General features: G+C 70.7%; 13 protein-coding genes. 3 read left to right on the forward strand and 10 right to left on the reverse strand.

Translation table 11 applies throughout. The features are described from left to right. Positions 1 to 80: 80 nt before the first annotated feature. Complete coding sequence (locus ACZ67Q_RS06640; RefSeq protein ID WP_471177259.1) at positions 81 to 1,508, reverse strand: asparagine synthase-related protein; 1,428 nt, start codon at positions 1,506 to 1,508, stop codon at positions 81 to 83. Between the two features lie 2 nt (positions 1,509 to 1,510). Continuing rightward, positions 1,511 to 2,290: an enoyl-CoA hydratase/isomerase family protein gene (locus tag ACZ67Q_RS06645; protein ID WP_471177261.1), complete on the reverse strand. Its 780-nt coding sequence runs from the start codon at positions 2,288 to 2,290 to the stop codon at positions 1,511 to 1,513. A 261-nt stretch (positions 2,291 to 2,551) separates the two neighbouring features. Here ACZ67Q_RS06645 and argJ point away from each other — a divergent pair, with 261 nt between their 5' ends. The 3 genes from argJ (at position 2,552) to ACZ67Q_RS06660 (ending at position 6,234) form a co-directional block, all read left to right on the forward strand. Continuing rightward, positions 2,552 to 3,715 (forward strand): bifunctional glutamate N-acetyltransferase/amino-acid acetyltransferase ArgJ, encoded by a 1,164-nt coding sequence (gene argJ / locus ACZ67Q_RS06650; RefSeq protein ID WP_471177264.1) that lies wholly within the window; start codon positions 2,552 to 2,554, stop codon positions 3,713 to 3,715. 95 nt (positions 3,716 to 3,810) lie between these two features. Then, the gene (gabT, locus tag ACZ67Q_RS06655) at positions 3,811 to 5,157 is read left to right on the forward strand and encodes a 4-aminobutyrate--2-oxoglutarate transaminase (protein ID WP_471177266.1); all 1,347 of its coding nucleotides are present in this window, start codon (positions 3,811 to 3,813) and stop codon (positions 5,155 to 5,157) included. Positions 5,158 to 5,235: 78 nt separating this feature from the next. Then, positions 5,236 to 6,234 (forward strand): aldo/keto reductase, encoded by a 999-nt coding sequence (locus tag ACZ67Q_RS06660; protein WP_471177269.1) that lies wholly within the window; start codon positions 5,236 to 5,238, stop codon positions 6,232 to 6,234. A gap of 62 nt (positions 6,235 to 6,296) precedes the next feature. Here the strand turns inward: ACZ67Q_RS06660 and ACZ67Q_RS06665 are convergent, their stop codons facing one another. The 8 genes from ACZ67Q_RS06665 to ACZ67Q_RS06700 form a co-directional block, all read right to left on the reverse strand. Beyond that, positions 6,297 to 8,426, reverse strand: a complete 2,130-nt coding sequence (locus ACZ67Q_RS06665) for a xanthine dehydrogenase family protein molybdopterin-binding subunit (protein ID WP_471177271.1) — start codon at positions 8,424 to 8,426, stop codon at positions 6,297 to 6,299. Further along, the gene (locus ACZ67Q_RS06670; protein ID WP_471177273.1) at positions 8,423 to 9,418 is read right to left on the reverse strand and encodes an FAD binding domain-containing protein; all 996 of its coding nucleotides are present in this window, start codon (positions 9,416 to 9,418) and stop codon (positions 8,423 to 8,425) included. Before ACZ67Q_RS06670 ends, ACZ67Q_RS06665 begins: the two co-directional genes overlap by 4 nt. Further along, complete coding sequence (locus ACZ67Q_RS06675) at positions 9,415 to 10,020, reverse strand: (2Fe-2S)-binding protein (protein ID WP_471177276.1); 606 nt, start codon at positions 10,018 to 10,020, stop codon at positions 9,415 to 9,417. Before ACZ67Q_RS06675 ends, ACZ67Q_RS06670 begins: the two co-directional genes overlap by 4 nt. A gap of 33 nt (positions 10,021 to 10,053) precedes the next feature. Beyond that, complete coding sequence (locus ACZ67Q_RS06680; protein WP_471177279.1) at positions 10,054 to 10,386, reverse strand: rhodanese-like domain-containing protein; 333 nt, start codon at positions 10,384 to 10,386, stop codon at positions 10,054 to 10,056. Next, positions 10,383 to 10,895 (reverse strand): peroxiredoxin-like family protein, encoded by a 513-nt coding sequence (locus ACZ67Q_RS06685; RefSeq protein ID WP_471177282.1) that lies wholly within the window; start codon positions 10,893 to 10,895, stop codon positions 10,383 to 10,385. Before ACZ67Q_RS06685 ends, ACZ67Q_RS06680 begins: the two co-directional genes overlap by 4 nt. Before the next feature lie 72 nt (positions 10,896 to 10,967). Next, entirely contained in the window at positions 10,968 to 11,225 is a 258-nt protein-coding gene (locus ACZ67Q_RS06690) for an acyl carrier protein (protein ID WP_471177284.1), read from the reverse strand. Then, positions 11,212 to 15,036, reverse strand: a complete 3,825-nt coding sequence (locus ACZ67Q_RS06695) for a non-ribosomal peptide synthetase (protein WP_471177287.1) — start codon at positions 15,034 to 15,036, stop codon at positions 11,212 to 11,214. The genes ACZ67Q_RS06690 and ACZ67Q_RS06695 overlap by 14 nt, the downstream gene beginning before the upstream one ends. Positions 15,037 to 15,052: 16 nt before the next feature. Further along, positions 15,053 to 16,180 (reverse strand): alanine racemase, encoded by a 1,128-nt coding sequence (locus tag ACZ67Q_RS06700; protein ID WP_471177753.1) that lies wholly within the window; start codon positions 16,178 to 16,180, stop codon positions 15,053 to 15,055. Between the last annotated feature and the right edge of the window lie 7 nt (positions 16,181 to 16,187).

Genomic DNA, 16,187 nt, shown 5'->3' on the forward strand with positions numbered 1-16,187 from the left:
CGGCCAGCCGTCCCGTAACCGATGGAGCACACGCGTCGGGCCTGAGGCCGCCCGGACGGAGCTCTCACCCACGTCCGCAGTCAGCGGGCGGCGCGGGCCCGGCGGACGGCTCGTTCGAAGAGGGACCATGGATCGGTGGGTTCCAGGTGTCCCGCCGCAGCCATGTCCAGGAGCTCGGCGAAGCAGGCCCGGTACAGGGCCTCGCGATCCTCCGTGCCCGTCTCCTTCGCGAGGTAGCGCATGACCCCCTGCTGAAGGCCGCCTCCGTGGTGCACGGCGATCTTCTTGCGCCAGGCGATCCCCTCGGGGACGCGCGTCCCCATCGCGGTGCGCAGATGGTATTTCTCGCGCCCGTCCCGGACCTTGCACTCGGGTGCGGTCTCCAGGGCGACGCGCATCACGGGCCAGGACCAGAAGGGGTGGTGGGTGGCGGTCCCGTACGCCAACGGCATGCGGTTGGAGAGTTCATTGCTGCGCCGCGTGCGGTCGACGGCCGTGAGGACCTGGTCGATGAGGTCGTCACGGTGGTCGAAGGGGCGGTAGAGGCCGGCGTTGATCAGGTCGCTCCCGTAACCGGTCAGCAGTACCCGGTGCCGGGGCACGGCACCGAGACGCTGGACCGCCGTCGCCGTCAGGGCGACCTCCACGACCTCCGGATCGGCGACTCCCAGCCATCTGATGGCCTCCGGGACGGAGGCGATGATCTGCTCCTCCGTCAGGTGCACGGGATTGAGGTCGATCCCCAGTTCCGTGCAGAGCTCGGCCGCGTCGGCGAGCTCGTCACCCCAGGGGGTTCCCACGCTGTAGGGGGTGACGGACACACCGGCGGTGGCCGCCAGGTATGTCACGGTGCCGGAGTCGATGCCGCCGGACAGCAGGGTCGCGTAGCCGGTGCCCTGGGCGGTGGCCGCGTCGATGCGCGCGATCTCCGAGGACAGGGCCTGGAGTTGCGCCTCTCCGGCGCTCAGCGGGTCGTCGCGGTGCGGAGCCCGGAAGGAGGCCAGCGGATCCCGCACGTCGCGTACGTCCGTCAGCCAGTCGCCGGTGCCGCGGCGGGTCCGGCGGACGGTCCCGTAGCCGAGCCTGCTGACGCCGCGAACGAGCGTGCCGTGTTCGGTGGCGGGGGAGCCGCCGGCGGGTTCGACGGGCAGCCCGAGTGCGGGCAGCACGAGCGGGGCGAGCAGGAGATCCGTGAAGTAGGCGAACCGGCCGCGCAGGCGGTTGACCGCGTAGTAGACCGGGTCCTCGTTGAGTGCCGAGACCGTGACGGTGACGGCGTCCGGGTCGATCCGGACCATGGAGGACTTCGCCGGGTCCACAGGCGCGTCCTCCGGGACCGCCGTCAGGGTGCGTACGTCGAGGGTCACGGGGGGATCGGCCGGGAGGGCGACGCCCTCCGGGCCCCGGAAGTATACGTGCAGGTCACCGAGGTCGGCGTGCTGAGCCAACCGGTCCAGTGCCGGCAGGGGCGTGTTGGCGACGACGCACCATTTGCTGACGGGAGCCATGGTCAGCCCTTCCCGATGATGCGGCGCATTCGCTGCTGGGCCTCACCGGCCGAGAAGGCGGTGCGGTGGGAGCGCTTGCCCTCTTCGCGTACCCGGCGCAGCCCCTCGACGTACGGGCCGTTGACGCGGGAGCGGGTCGACTGGACGGCCGCCCGGGTGTACGAAGCGATGCGCCGGGCGTGCTCGAGCGCACAGTCCAACAGGTCCCCGGGGGCCGTCACTTCCTGCAGCAGCCGGTCTGCGAGCGCGCGCTCGGCCGGCCATTCGGCGCAGGTGTAGAGCATTTCCTGCATGACGCTGCGCCCCACCACCGTCTCGAGCATGTAGCCGCCGAAGTTGCAGGCGATGCCCACGCGGAACTCCGGCATCACGAGCTTCGCCGCGGTGCTGCCGATGCGCAGATCGCAGCAGAGAGCGATCTGCAGGCCCACGCCGATGGCGTAGCCGTCGATGGCGGCGACGACGGGCTTCGATATCCCGGCGATGGTGCTGTAGAGGTCCGTGATGTCGTCGATCCAGGCGTCGACCTCGTCGCCGCCGGAGAACTCGGAGACCTCGTTGAAGTCCCCGCCGGCGCCGAACGACCTGCCCGGTCCGCCGTACAGGACGACACAGCCGACCTCGTCGTCGCCGTCGAGGTCGGACATCAGGCGGGTCAACTCGCGCATGCGGGCCCTGCTGAACGGGTTCTGCTCGTGCGCCTGTGAGAACTCCACCAGTGCGACTCCGCCTGGCAGGACCTCACAATCCATGCTCGCTGTCGCAGCGTTGGTCACCGACATGCGCTCTCCCCGTTACGTCACATGGTCGTCCTTGATCATTGGCTTGTCCACCGTACGGCATATCTATGCAGCTGTTGGAGTGACTTGGATCACATGATCGGAACAGGTGGGAGTCCAACATGCGGACAACAACGGGAAATTGAGGAGCCATTCACTTCGTCGTTGCTGCGGCTGAGTGTGGATGTGTACGGTGAACAGCAACTTCATTCAATGTCCGGAGACGTTGTGCCGACGCGGGATCTCTGGGCCGCTCAAGGAGGTGTGCCAACCATGAAGCCTGTGACGCCGCGAGGTTTCCGCAGCGCGACCATGAACATGGGGCTCAAGGACGTCGACGATGACTTCGCGGTCGTCGTCTCCGAGGTGCCGGCCCGCTCGGCCGCGGTGTTCACGCGATCGAGGTTCGCCGGCCCCAGTGTCCTGCTCAGCCGTGAGGCGGCCCCCGCGCAGCGCAGCCGCGGCATGGTCGTGCTCTCCCGCAACGCCAACGTGGCGACCGGCCGGGCCGGTGCGGCACACGCCGAGGAGGTGCGCCGCCGGGTCGCCGAGATCGCGGGTGTCGCCCCGGAGGAGCTGGTCATCGGTTCGACCGGGGTCATCGGCCGCCCGTATCCGATGGAGAGCATCCGGGCCGGCCTGGACTCGCTGGTCTGGCCGTTCCCGGAGGCCGACTACGCCGCCGCGGCCAAGGCGATCATGACGACGGACACCCGGCCCAAGTACCTCAGCGTGCGGTGCGGTGACGCCGTGCTCACCGGGATCGCCAAGGGGGTGGGCATGATCGAACCGAACATGGCCACCCTGCTCACGTTCTTCTTCACCGACGCGGACATTCCCGCCGGCGAACTCGACGCCCTCTTCCGGCGCGTGATGGACAAGACGTTCAACGCGCTGAGCATCGACACCGACACCTCGACGAGCGACACCGCGGCGATCTTCGCCAACGGCCTGGCCGGACCGGTGGACCTGGAGGCCTTCGAGCAGGCGCTGTACGAGGTCGCCCTGCATCTCGTCCGTGACATCGCCTCGGACGGCGAAGGCGCGACCAAGCTCATCGAGGTCCAGGTCACCGGTGCCCGTGACGACGCGCAGGCCAAGCGGGTGGGCAAGGCCGTCGTCAACTCGCCGCTGGTCAAGGCGGCGGTCCACGGCAGCGACCCGAACTGGGGCCGGATCGCGATGGCCATCGGCAAGCTCGACGAGGAGACCGACATTGAGCCGCCCCGCGTCCGTATCCAGTTCAACGACCTGCTGATGCACCCCGAAGAACCCGATGACGCGCTCCTCGAACAGGCCGCCCAGTACCTCAAGGGCGACGAGGTGATCATCAAGATCGACCTGGGGATCGCCGACGGGGCGTTCACCGTCTACGGATGTGACCTCACCGAGGGATACGTGAGGATCAACGCCGACTACACCTCGTGAGCGCCGGTTCCTGACCCGCGCGTCAACGGTCCGCTGAGACAGTCCGCACATGTGGATCGTTTCTTGTTCATTCGCCCTTTGACGAAAGAGGACCTGTGACCGCATCCAGCTCGGTGACGCCTGCCCAGGGACGGGAGCTCGCCACCGAAATCCCCGGTCCGCGCTCCCAGGAGATCCACGCGCGACGGCAGAAGGCCGTCGCGCGAGGGGTCGGCAGCGCACTCCCGGTCTATGTGGAAGCGGCAGGGGCGGGGCTCCTGCGTGACATCGACGGAAACACCTACATCGATCTGTGCTCCGGCCTCGGCGTGACCGGAGTGGGCAATGCCGCGCCCGACGTGGTGGCGGCCGTACAGGAGCAGGTGGCGCGGTTCACCCACACCTGTTTCCTCGCCACGCCCTACGAGGGATACGTCGCGGTGTGCGAGCAGCTCGCCGAACTCACACCGGGCGCGCACGAGAAGCGGTCGGCCCTCTTCAGCACTGGCGCCGAGGCCGTGGAGAACGCCGTCAAGGTCGCCAGGGCGGCGACCGGCCGTGCCGCGATCGTCGTGCTCGACCACGCCTATCACGGCCGTACCAACCTGACGATGGGCCTGAGCGCGCGGAACATGCCGTACAAGCAGGGGTTCGGTCCCTTCACCCCGGAGATCTACCGGATCCCCGCCTCCTACCCGTTCCGGGATCCGGAAGGGCTCAGCGGCGAGCAGGCGGCACGTGACGCGCTGGAGGTGCTGGAGCGGCAGGTCGGCGGCGAGAACGTGGCAGCCGTCGTGGTCGAACCGATCCAGGGCGAGGGCGGGTTCATCGTGCCCGCGGCGGGCTACCTTCCGGAGATCGCCCGATGGTGCGCGCGGCACGGCGCGCTGCTGGTGGCCGACGAGATCCAGAGTGGCTTCTGCCGCACCGGCGCCTGGTTCGCCTCCGAGCACGAGGGAGTCGTCCCCGACATCGTCGTGAGCGCCAAGGGGATAGCCGGCGGGCTGCCCCTGGCGGCGGTGACGGGGCGCGCCGAGGTGATGGACGCGGTTCAGCTCGGCGGCTTCGGCGGCACCTACGGCGGCAACCCCGTGGCATGCGCCGCGGCACTCGCCGCGATCGACGTCATGCGCCGGCAGGACCTCGCCGCGGCGGCGCGCAGGATCGAGAAGATCCTCATGTCGCGACTGAACGAGCTGGCCACCCGGTACGACGCGATAGGGGAGGTACGCGGCCGGGGGGCGATGATCGGCGTCGAACTGGTGCGTCCCGGATCCAAGGAGCCCGCCCCCGAGCTGGCTCAGCGCGTCGTCGAGGCGTGTCACGCGAAGGGCGTGTTCCTGCTGACGGTCGGTACGTACGGCAACGTCCTGCGGTTCCTGCCTTCCCTGGTCATCGCCGAGGAACTGCTCGGCGACGCCCTCGACGTCCTGGAGCAGAGCTTCGCGCAGCTCGGGAACTGACCTCGGCGCCCCACCGCGCAGCGCCGAGTCGGGCGCGCGGTGGGGCGCCCGCGACTTCCGTATGAAGGGGGAGTTCGGATGACTTCCGCACCACTGCCCACGAGGCGGCTCGGCACGCTGCTCGTTCCCGCCCAGGGGCTGGGCTGCCTCGGCGTGACCTCGTTCTACGGCCGCGCCGACCGCGACGAGGCCGTGGCGACCGTCAGGGAAGCCATGGACCGCGGGGTCACCCTGCTGGACACGGCCGCCATCCACGGCATGGGGGAGGGGGAGCGACTGGTCGGCGGTGCCGTCGCCGGCCGTCGGGACGAGGTACTGATCTGCACGAAGGTCGGCCTGGACCGGGCACCCGACGGGACGTTCCTGGGTGTCCGCAGCGACCGCCGGTTCATCCGCGAGAGCTGTGAGGCATCCCTGAAACGCCTGGGCGTCGACCACATCGACATCCTCTTCAAGCACTGGGTACGCCCCGACGAGGACATCGAGGAGGCGATGGGCGCGCTGGCGGAACTCGTCGCCGAGGGCAAGGTGCGCCACATCGGGCTCTCCGAGGTCTCCGCCGGCACCATCCGCCGCGCCCACGCCGTGCACCCGGTCACGGCACTGCAGAGCGAGTGGTCGCTGTGGACCCGGGACATCGAAGGCACGGTCGTGTCGACCTGCCGGGAACTCGGCATCGGCATCATCGCCAACTGCCCCCTCGGGCGGGGCTTCCTGGCCGATCAGGTGAGGTCGGTCGCCGATCTCACCCACGACCAGGACTTCCGTCACCACCTCCCGCGCTTCACCGAGCCCAACCTGCGCAAGAACCTGCAGCTCCTGGACACCGTGCGCGAGGTCGCCCGCCGGCGCGAGATCACGGTCGGGCAGCTCGCGCTCGCATGGCTGCATCACCAGGGCGACGACGTGGTGCCCATTCCGGGCACCAGCCGCCGCGACCACCTGCGCGAGAACATCGAGGCGGCCTTCCTCGACCTGTCGGCCGAGGAGCTGGCGGCGATCACCGAAGCGACGTCCCGTTTCGGTGTGCACGGCGAGCGATACGCGCCCGCGCTCATGGCCCTCGTCGGCAACTGAGCGACATCGCACGAGCCGGGGATCACCCGAACCGCCGTCGGGTGATCCCCCCCCCCCCGTGCTCAGCCGGCCACGCCCGGTCCGAGGCCGCCCGCCAGGACACGGTCGTTGCGCATCGGCAGGGCCCGCTGCCGCACCCCCGTCGCGTGCCAGACGGCGTTGGCGATCGCCGCCGCGGTCCCGACGATGCCGATCTCTCCCAGCCCCTTGATACCGGTCGGGTCGAGCGGGTCCGGGTCGTCCACCCAGTCCGCCTCGATGAGCGGCACGTCCGCGTTCGTGGCGAGGTGATAGCCGGCGAGGTCGGCGTTGACGGGGCCGCCGGAAGCCTGGTCCCGGAACGCCTCCTCGTGCAGTGCCATCGACAGCCCCCAGGTCATGCCGCCGATGAGCTGGCTGCGCGCGGTCAGCGGGTTGACCACCCGGCCGACCGCGAAGATCCCGAGCAGTCGGCGCACCCGCACCTCGCCGGTGGTGACGTCGACGGCCACCTCGGCGAACTGCGCGCCGAACGAGTGGCGTTCGAGCTGGGCCGCGGCACCGAGCGCCTTCTCGGTGTCCGACCGTACGGTGATCCCTTCCGGCGGAATGCCCCCGCCCAGGACGAGCCGGGCCCGCAGGTCGCTCGCCGCGGCGTCGATGGCGATGGCCCAGGAACGCGTCCCCATCGAGCCACCGGCGATCATCGCAGGGCCGAAGTCGCTGTCCGCGATCTCCACGCGGACACGTCCGAACTCCACGCCCAGGGCATCGGCGGTGAGCTGGGTCAGGACGGTCCGTGCCCCCGTCCCGATGTCGGCCGCGGACATCCGCAGGGTGAACGTTCCGTCCGCCTCGGCGGTCAGGGCGGCCGTCGAGGGAGCGGCATCCGCCGGGAACGTGGAGGCGGCCACCCCGGTCCCGAGCCGCCAGCGACCGTCCCGGCGCACACCGGGACGCGGATCCCGGCCGGCCCAGCCGAACCGCCTGGCCCCCTCCTCGAAGCAGGCGATCAGGTTGCGACCGCTGAAGGGCAGCCGGGAGACCGGGCCGGCCTCGGGTTCGTTGCGGACGCGCAGGGCGATGGGATCCAGGCCGCACTTCTCGGCCAGTTCGTCCATCGCGGACTCCAGTGCGAAGGAACCCGGGGCCTCCCCCGGAGCGCGCATCCACCGCGGGGTGGGCACGTCGAGCCGAACGGCGCGGTGGACGGCGCGGTGCGCGTCGGCGTCGTACAGGACACGCGCGATCGCGGCGCTCTGCTCGATGAACTCGTGCACATGCGACGTGAGGCAGGTCGCCTGGTGGTCCAGGGCCCGCAGACGTCCCTCCGCGTGAGCGCCGAGCCGGACCCGCTGGACCGTCGGGCTGCGGTAGCCGACGAGTGAGAACATCTGCCGGCGGGTCAGTACGACCCTGACCGGGCGCCGGACGGCGTTCGCCGCCATCACGGCGAGGACCACCGGCGGGCGGATCGTGCCCTTGGACCCGAAGCCCCCGCCCACGTGTTCCGACCGTACCCGTACGGACGCGGGATCGAGTGAGAACAGCTGAGCCAGGTCCTGTGCGATGTTGTACGCGCCCTGGGTGGAGTCGATGACGTCGAGGCGTCCGCCGGACCAGCGTGCCAGGGCCGCGTGCGGCTCCATCGCGTTGTGGTGCTCCTCCGGAGTGGTGTACACCGAGTCGACCACGACCGAGGACGCGGCGAGTTCGGCTTCGACGTCGCCTCGCTCCGTGCGCGCCACCAGGAACGGGGAGTCCTGCGGCGTGTACGTTCCGGGATGGTCCGCGTGGAACGCGATGTCGTGCGGCTCCTCCTCGTACCGGACGACCAGAGCCTCAGCGGCTTCCCGGGCCTGTTCCGGGGTTTCGGCGACGACCAGGGCCACAGGCCAGCCCACGTGCGGCACACGGTCGTTCTGCAGAATGTGGATGGGCGGCTCGGGTCCGAACGCGCCGACGAGGTGGGGCAGTCGGGGCGCGTTGGAGTGGTGCAGGACGGCGAGCACGCCGGGCATCGCCAGGACGGGAGCCGTCTCGATGTCCACGACCCGGCCACGCGCGATGCCGGCCTGCACGATCCAGCCGTGGGCGAGGTCGTCGGTGGGGAAGTCGGCGGCGTAACGAGCCGTTCCCGTGACCTTGGCGTGGCCCTCCACCCGGGTGTGCGCGAGGCCGACCGTGCCGGCGGGTCCGCTTGCCGTGGTCATCGCGTGGCCTCCTCGCTGAGTTCGCTCAACACGGCGACGACGAGGTTGCGCATCAGCGGCACCTTGTATCCGTTGTCCCGCAGGGGCTGTGCGGCGCCCAGCTCGGCATCGGCGGCGGCGCCGAACGCCTCCGCCGTCGCCGGGCCGCCGGTCAGCACACGCTCCGCCTCGAGGGCCCGCCAGGGGCGGGCGGCGACCGCGCCGAAGGCCAGACGGACATCGCGCACGATGCCGTCCTGGACCGCCAGGGCGGCGGCCAGCGAGCCGATCGCGAAGGCGAACGAGGCCCGCCCGCGCACCTTCCGGTAACGGGAGGCGGCGGCGACCGGGGCGGGCGGCAGGACGACCGTGGTGACGAGGGCGCCCGGCGGAAGCACGGTCTCCCGGTGCGGGGTGTGGCCGACTGGCGGATAGAACTCCGTCAGGGGCACCTCGCCGCTCCCTTCGGGCGTCTCGTATCTCACCACGGCCTCGAACGCGGTGAGAGCCACCGCCATGTCCGAGGGGTGCGTGGCCACGCAGTGCGCGGAGCCGCCGAGGATCGCGTGGTTGAGGTGTTCACCCGCGATCGCGGCGCAACCGCTCCCGGGACTGCGCTTGTTGCACGGCTTGCCGAGGTCGGTGAAGTAGCCGCAACGGGTGCGCTGGAGCAGGTTCCCGCCGACCGTGGCCATGTTGCGCAGCTGCCCCGACGCGCCGGCGAGCACCGCCTGCGCCAATGCCGGGTAGCGGCGCCGCACTTCGGGATGGGCGGCGAGATCGCTGTTGGTGACGGTCGCGCCCACGTGGAGGCCGCCGTCGTCGGTGACCTCGATCCGGTCGAGGGGCAGCCCTCGCACGTCGATCAGCAGTCCGGGCCGCTCGACACCGCTCTTCATCAGGTCGACGAGATTGGTGCCGCCACCGAGAAACCGTGCCTCGGCGGGGTCGGCGCTCAGCAGGGCGAGGGCCTCGGACACCTCGCTCGGGCGTCGGTAGCCGAACTCCTTCACGCGGTCCACCCCGTACCGGCCGTACGGGCGGCGTCCGAAGCGTTGCCACGATGCTCTTCCGGAGGGGTGCGGGCGGTCGCCTCGGCCGCTTGTGCGACCGCCCTCACGATCGACACGTACGCCCCGCAGCGGCACAGATTGCCGCTCATGCGCTCCCGGATCTCGTCATCGCTCAGGGGCGCAGGTCCGGCCTCGGGCCGGACATCCGGTGTCACGGCGCTCGGCCAGCCCGCGGCGTGCTCCTCGATCATCGCGACCGCCGAACAGATCTGTCCCGGAGTGCAGTAGCCGCACTGGTACCCGTCGAGATCGACGAACGCCTGCTGCACCGGATGCAGCCTCCCACCGTCCGGCATTCCTTCGATGGTGGTGACCGCACATCCCTCCGCGGCGACCGCGAGCTGCAGGCACGAGGTGATGCGGCGACCGTCGAGCAGCACGGTGCAGGCACCGCACTGCCCTTGATCGCAGCCCTTCTTGGTGCCGGTCAGGTCGAGGTGCTCGCGCAACGCGTCGAGCAGGGTGGTGCGATGGTCGACGGTCACTTCATGTTTGCGGCCATTGACGTTCAGTACGACGCTGCTGTACGTCGAGGGGGTCATGATCAGGCTTTCTCCGTGGGGGTGTGCGGGCGTTCAGTACACCGGCAGGCTGGGGTCGATCTGGTTCGCCCAGGCGACGACGCCGCCCTCCAGGTGCACGGCGTCCGCGAAACCGGCCGCCTTCACCGCGGCCAGTACGTCGAGCGTGCGGACGCCGGTCCTGCAGTAGAAGACGGGTCTGCGGTCAGGACGCAGGCTGGACAGCGCGGTCCCGTCCAGCCATTCGCCCATGGGGACCAGACGCGCGCCGGAGATCCTGACGATCTCCCACTCGGCGGGTTCGCGGATGTCGATGAGGTCGATCGGTTCCTGCCGCTCGAGCATGTCCCGCAGCTCGGGAGGGGTGATCGCCCAGCCGGCGCTCACACCTCGCCCCGGGCCGGGTAGTCGTTCTCGTTGATCCAGCGCACCGTCTCGACGACCTCGTCCAGGTGCGGCCGCAGAAACGGCATGGTGTTCAGCACCGCGGTGTGCAGGGTGCCGTCCGGGCGGATCAGGAACAGGCCCGGCTCACTGAACTCGTTCGGCTGGCCTTCCTTGATCGCCTTGGAGACGAACAGCCCCCATTCCCGCATCGATTCCAGGCTCAGCCCGTAGCCGATCGGCACGCGGCTGATGCTCCACTCGTCGACGGCCCGGTGGGCCCGCTCCGCGTCGTCGCCGCTGACCGCGACGACGGAGGTCACACCGACTTCGGCGAACTTGTCGACGAGGGAGTCGAGCTGTCCCACATGGGCACGGCACAGGGGGCAGTGAACACCCCGGTAGAAGACCACCAGCGTGAACGTTTCGGGACGCTGCTCGGACAGTACCCAGCGGCCGCCACCGACGAGCGGGACGTCGAGAGCCGGGACCGGCTGGCGAGGCTTGATCATGTCGGGTTCCTTCGCTCAAGAGGCAATGAAAAGGGGTGGTTACGGAAAAGGGGGTGGTTACGGTCCGCGTACCTACGAGGAGGGGGACCGCAGCCCGGTGGCCCGGGTGATCTCGGCCTCCACCCGTGCGACGGTCAGCGGCCCGCGGAACAGCCGCTCCAGGTCGATGTCGGTGTCGAACACGTCCTCCAGCGCGGACAGGATCTGGATCAGGGCCGCCGAATTGACCCCGAGACCGATCAGGTCGGCGTCCTGCCCGGACTCCGGCACGGCGTACCCGCGTTCCTCCAGCTCCCGCAGGATCGCGGCGCGCACCTCAGTGCTGGTCATCGTCCTTCACCTCCTCGATTGCCGTGCCGACCCGGCGTGCGTTGTTCCCCTCGAACACGTCGAAGTGTCCGCCGGTCAGCGTGTGTGTCGACTGCACCTGCGCGACCCGGCTCCAGGCGCCGGGGTCCTGTTCGGCCGGCCGGTCCTCGGCACGGAACTCGACCAGCGGGATGCTCGAACGTCGCGGCGTCCAGTCGCGCAGCAGCGTCAGGTTCTGCCGGTACACATCGAACCGGCGGCCGAACGTCGGGTCCGCGGCCATGTGCTCCGCGTCGAGCACCACGCCACTGGTCTCCTCGACGTCCCTGACGAACCCGTCGAGCGACGGCTCGGCGACCTGGTCGCCGCCGCGCGAGACGGTGGAGACGGGGGTGTCCACGACCACGACACGGGCCACGGGCAGGCCGCAGATCCTGGCGGCCTCGAAGGCCAGAGCGCCACCGAAGGACCATCCTGCGAACACCAGCGGGACATCACCGGACAGGACCTCGCCGGGCAGTCGGTCGAGACATCGGCGGGCGAGCCCGCCGAGGCCCGAACCGCTGCCGCGGCCCTCGGCCACCGGTTCGTCGAACCCGATGACGTGCACGTCCACGTCGCCTTCCAGGTCCCGGACCAGCCCCGAGTAACAGGACACACCGCCGCCGACCGGTGGGAACAGAATCAGCCGCAGCCGTGGTGCGGCCGCGGACCGGGGTCGGAACGTCCAGATCCCACCGCCCTGGGCGGTGCGTGCCCGCCCGCAGAGCGACGCCAGTCCGGACACCGTCGGGTCCGCCATGAACTCCCCGAACGACACGTCATGGCCCAACCGGCTGCGCAGCAGCGACAGCAGCCGGATCGCGTCGTAGGAGCCGCCTCCGGACTCGAAGAAGGTGCGCTCACCCGGAGCCTCGCCCAGAACCTCCTGCCAGCACAGCGCCACCTCGTGAGCGTGCAGCCCCAGCCGCCGCGGGGCCTGGCCCTCCGGTTCCGCCGGGTCGCCGACCGGCAGCGTCTCCAGTCGCCGGCGGTCCACCTTTCCGTTGCTGGTCAGCGGAATCTCGTCCAGCTCGACCAGCGCGTCCGGAACCATGTACTGGGGCAGCGCATCCCTGAGCACGGCATAGGCGTCCTGCCGCCAGGTGCCCGACGCGTCCGCTGCGATCGTGACATGGGCGACGACACGCTTGCGGCGACCCTGTCCGCGCACGGACGCGGCGCAGCGGCGGATGTCGTCCAGGCCCTCCAGGAGGTTCTCGATCTCTCCCAGCTCCACCCGGTGCCCGTTGAGCTTGACCTGGGTGTCCGTGCGGCCCAGGAACTCCACCACACCGTTCGGGTGCCGGCGGCCGCGGTCACCGGTCCGGTAGAGCCGTCCGAAAACCGGGTCGTCGACGAACGCGGCCTCCGTCTTGACCGGGTCGTTCGCGTAACAGTCGGCCAGTCCCGCACCGGCGATGTGGATCTCGCCGATGTGCCAGTCGGGGCACAGCTCGCGCCCGGCGTCGAGGACGAGGATCTCCTGCCCGGGCAGCGCCGTGCCGTACGGGATGGAGCGGCCCGCGCAGTCCGCCTCGCTGACGGGGTGCCGGATGGACCAGATCGAGCACTCGGTGGCCCCGCCCAGGCTGATGACGTTCGCGGAGGGCGCCAGGCGCTTCAGGGCGCCCGGCAGCGTCAGCGGGATCCAGTCACCGCTCAGTAGGAAGCTCCGCACCGACGGGACCGCCGCGCCCTCCTCCGTCAGCAGGGCCGCCAGCGCGGGCGCGGAGTTCCAGATCGTCACACCGTGGTGGTCGATGAGCCGCGCCCACGCCGCGGGGTTCTTCGCGGTCTCCTCCGACAGCATCACGACCGAGCCGCCGCGCAGCAGCGGTCCGAAGATGTCGTAGACGGAGAGGTCGAAGCCGATCGAGGAGACCGACAGCACGCTGTCCGTGTTCCGCAGGCCGAGTTCGTCGTTCACCGCGTCGAGCGTGTTGAGCACGGCCGCGTGCGAGATCACCACACCCTTCGGCTCACCGGTGGAGCCGGACGTGAAGATGATGTACGCGGTGGGGCTCGGGTCGGCGCTCGCACGGCGGGCGGGCGGGCACGGTGCGCAGGGCGTGGCCGGCAGCGCCAGGGCCCGCACCCCCCGTCGCGTCCAGCGGTCCTCACAGCCCTGCCCGCCGTCGGTGAGGGCGAACCGGACCTCGCCGCGTCGCGCGATGCTGTCCAGACGTCCGTCCGGTGTCCCGTGGCCCAGGGGTATGTACACGCAGCCGGCGAGGAGGCTGCCGAGCACGGCGACGACCTGTCCTCGTCCCCGCGGCAGATGGACCGCCACCCGGTCCCCGGACCGTGCGCCGGCCTCCAGCAACAGGTCCGCGACCGCGTACGCGTGGTCGGCCAGCTCCCGGTAGGACAGGGTTCCGTACGCGTCGTGCACCGCCGGGGCGTCGGGGGTGTCGGCCACGCAGCGCAGTACCCGGTCCTGGAGGGTTTCGCCGACCCTCGCGCGCCGCTCGGCCGGCGCAGACGGGCCGGGGGCCGGCCGGGCGGCCGTACGCGTCCAGTTCTCCGCGGAGTCGGCCAGCTCCCTGACGAATGCCGCGTGCTGGTCGACGAAGTCCTCGGCGAACCCGGGATCGAAGGCGTCCGTCCGCCAGTCGAAGCCCAGCCGGACCGTGCCGTCGGCGTCGAGGACGACCTGGTGGTCGATCAGCACCTGCGGCACGCGCAGCTGGACCTCCTCCCACCGTCGCCGGAACCCGAGGTCGGCCTCCGTCAGGCTGTCGACGTCCAGTGCGGTGAAGGCGAAGGGATGGGGAAGCCGGCGCGGATCGCCACCCGGGTCACCGAGCCTCGCGATCTCCGCTCCGCTCAATGACGCGTGCATGGCCTGCGCGAGATACCGGCTCTGCACGGACCGGGCCACCTCGGCGAAGCTCTGCCCGGCGGTACCCGGGACCTCCAGCGGCATCGTGTTGCCGTGATTGCCGAGGCTGTCGTACGCCGAGGGCTGCGCGCGCCGCGAGTACAGCACGGTGAGCGTGTGGGTGGCCCCGCCGCCGATCCTGCCGAGCGTGACACCGTACGCCGCGAGGTACACCATCGCCGGTGTGAGGCCGTGATCGCGGGCCGTCTTGGCGATGCGCTCCCCGGCCGCGGCGTCGACGGTGACCATACGGTGCGTCACATCGGGGCACGCCTGCCTCCAGTCGGGCCGCAGCGGCAGCTCCGCCGGATCCGGCAGCGCCGCGGCCCGCTCACGCCAGAAGCGCCGGTCGCGCGCCGAACGGTCACGGCCACGGGCCGGCTGCCGGACGTCGCCCGGGGTCGCGGTCCCGTCGTGGCCGGCTCCCTCGCCCCGGCCCGCGACCAGGTCGGCGAGGAACAGGTTCAGCGACGCGGCGTCCATGAGCCACAGGGCGTAGACGAGGTGCAGCCGCGCCTGGCGCGGCGAGCGCACGACGACGACTTGGAGCTGCGGCCAGCTGCCGAACTGGAAGGAGCCGGCCGTGAAGGAACGGCGCACGGCGTCGTTGGCGGCTTCGAAGTCGCCGTCGTCGACGTGCCGGACGTCGACGACGACGTTCGTCGCCGCGTCCTCGGGCAGTGTCGTCAGCGACAGGTCGGCAGCGACCCCGACGCGCAGGACGTCGTGGGTGCGGACCAGCCGTCGGAGCCGGTCCCCGATGCCGGGAACACGCCCGGTGTTCAGGTCGCACGCGAGGTAGTAGCGCGCGGGGCCACGCAGTTCCAGGCCGTCCTGGCCGCCGACGAGGTAGGCGCGCTGGATCGGGCTCAGTGAATCGGAAGGCGAACAGCCTGCGGGTTCGTCCAATGCAGTACCTCGCATGTCAGAAGATGATCTCTCTGGCCTTGTCGCGGCTCAGGAAGCCGGCGGGACTGAAGGTCGGGCCATAGGCGCCCACGCCCAGGAACATCAACGTGTCGCCCGTCTCCAACACCGGTAGCGGCACGTTCTCGGCGAGCAGGTCCAGCTGTGAGCAGAGAGGACCCGTCACATGCGCGGGGCTCATGGTGCCGGGGTCCTTCGCGTCCACGGCCCGGACGAGCGGCTCCCCTCGGCCCGCGCCGGCGACGAGACGGCTGGCGATCATCACGTGGTTCAGTCCGGCGTCGACGAGGACGTACCGCCGCCCGTCGACGTTCTTCGTGTCCAGCACGGTGGTGAGCAGGATCCCGGCGGGGCCGACGATGGAGCGGCCGTACTCGCACACGACGGTCGGCGGGCCCTGCTCGACGGCCGGTGTCGTGGCCGGGCCCGCGGCCTGGAGTCCTTCCCAGTCCACCTCGGGGTCCGCCGTGCACCAGGGCATGGCGATGCCTCCGCCGACGGACACGAAGTCGAGCTTCAGGCCGAAGCGTTCCGCGAGCGTACGGGCCCGCTCCAGCGCCGCGTTCCTGGCCGCCAGGATGACCTCGGCTGCGGAGTACTGCGAGCCCCAGAACAGATGGAGCCCGCTGACCGACAGCGACGACGTCCGAAGAGTGCCGAAGACCTCGGTGAGGTCCTCGCCCGCCACACCGAACTGGTTCGGTGCCGCCGCCCCGGATGTCCGCCCGGGATAGGGCGTGTTCACCCGCACGACCGCTCGGCCTTCCACGCCGAGCTCGCGGGCGACATCCGCGAACAGACGAGCCTGTCCCGGGGACTCGACCGTCACGGCGACCCCGGCCGCCAGCGCGGCCGCAGCCTCCGGGCGCGTCTTGGCCGGGCCGGTGAACAGTACCTTCTCCGGTGGCACGCCGGTGTTCAGCGCGGTCTCCAGCTCGCTCAGCGAGCAGACGTCGAAGCCGTCCACCAGCGTCGCCAGGGCGTTGACCACGCCCGGGTGGGGATTGGCCTTCAGCGAGTAGTAGATGTCCGCGCCCGGAACCGAGGCCTGCCGCACGCGCCGAACGGCATCGCGCAGGGCAGCCCGACTGTACGCGTACACCGGTGTCCCCCCGGCACGATGCATGAGGAGA

The organism is Streptomyces sp. NPDC036813, from assembly GCF_055609245.1.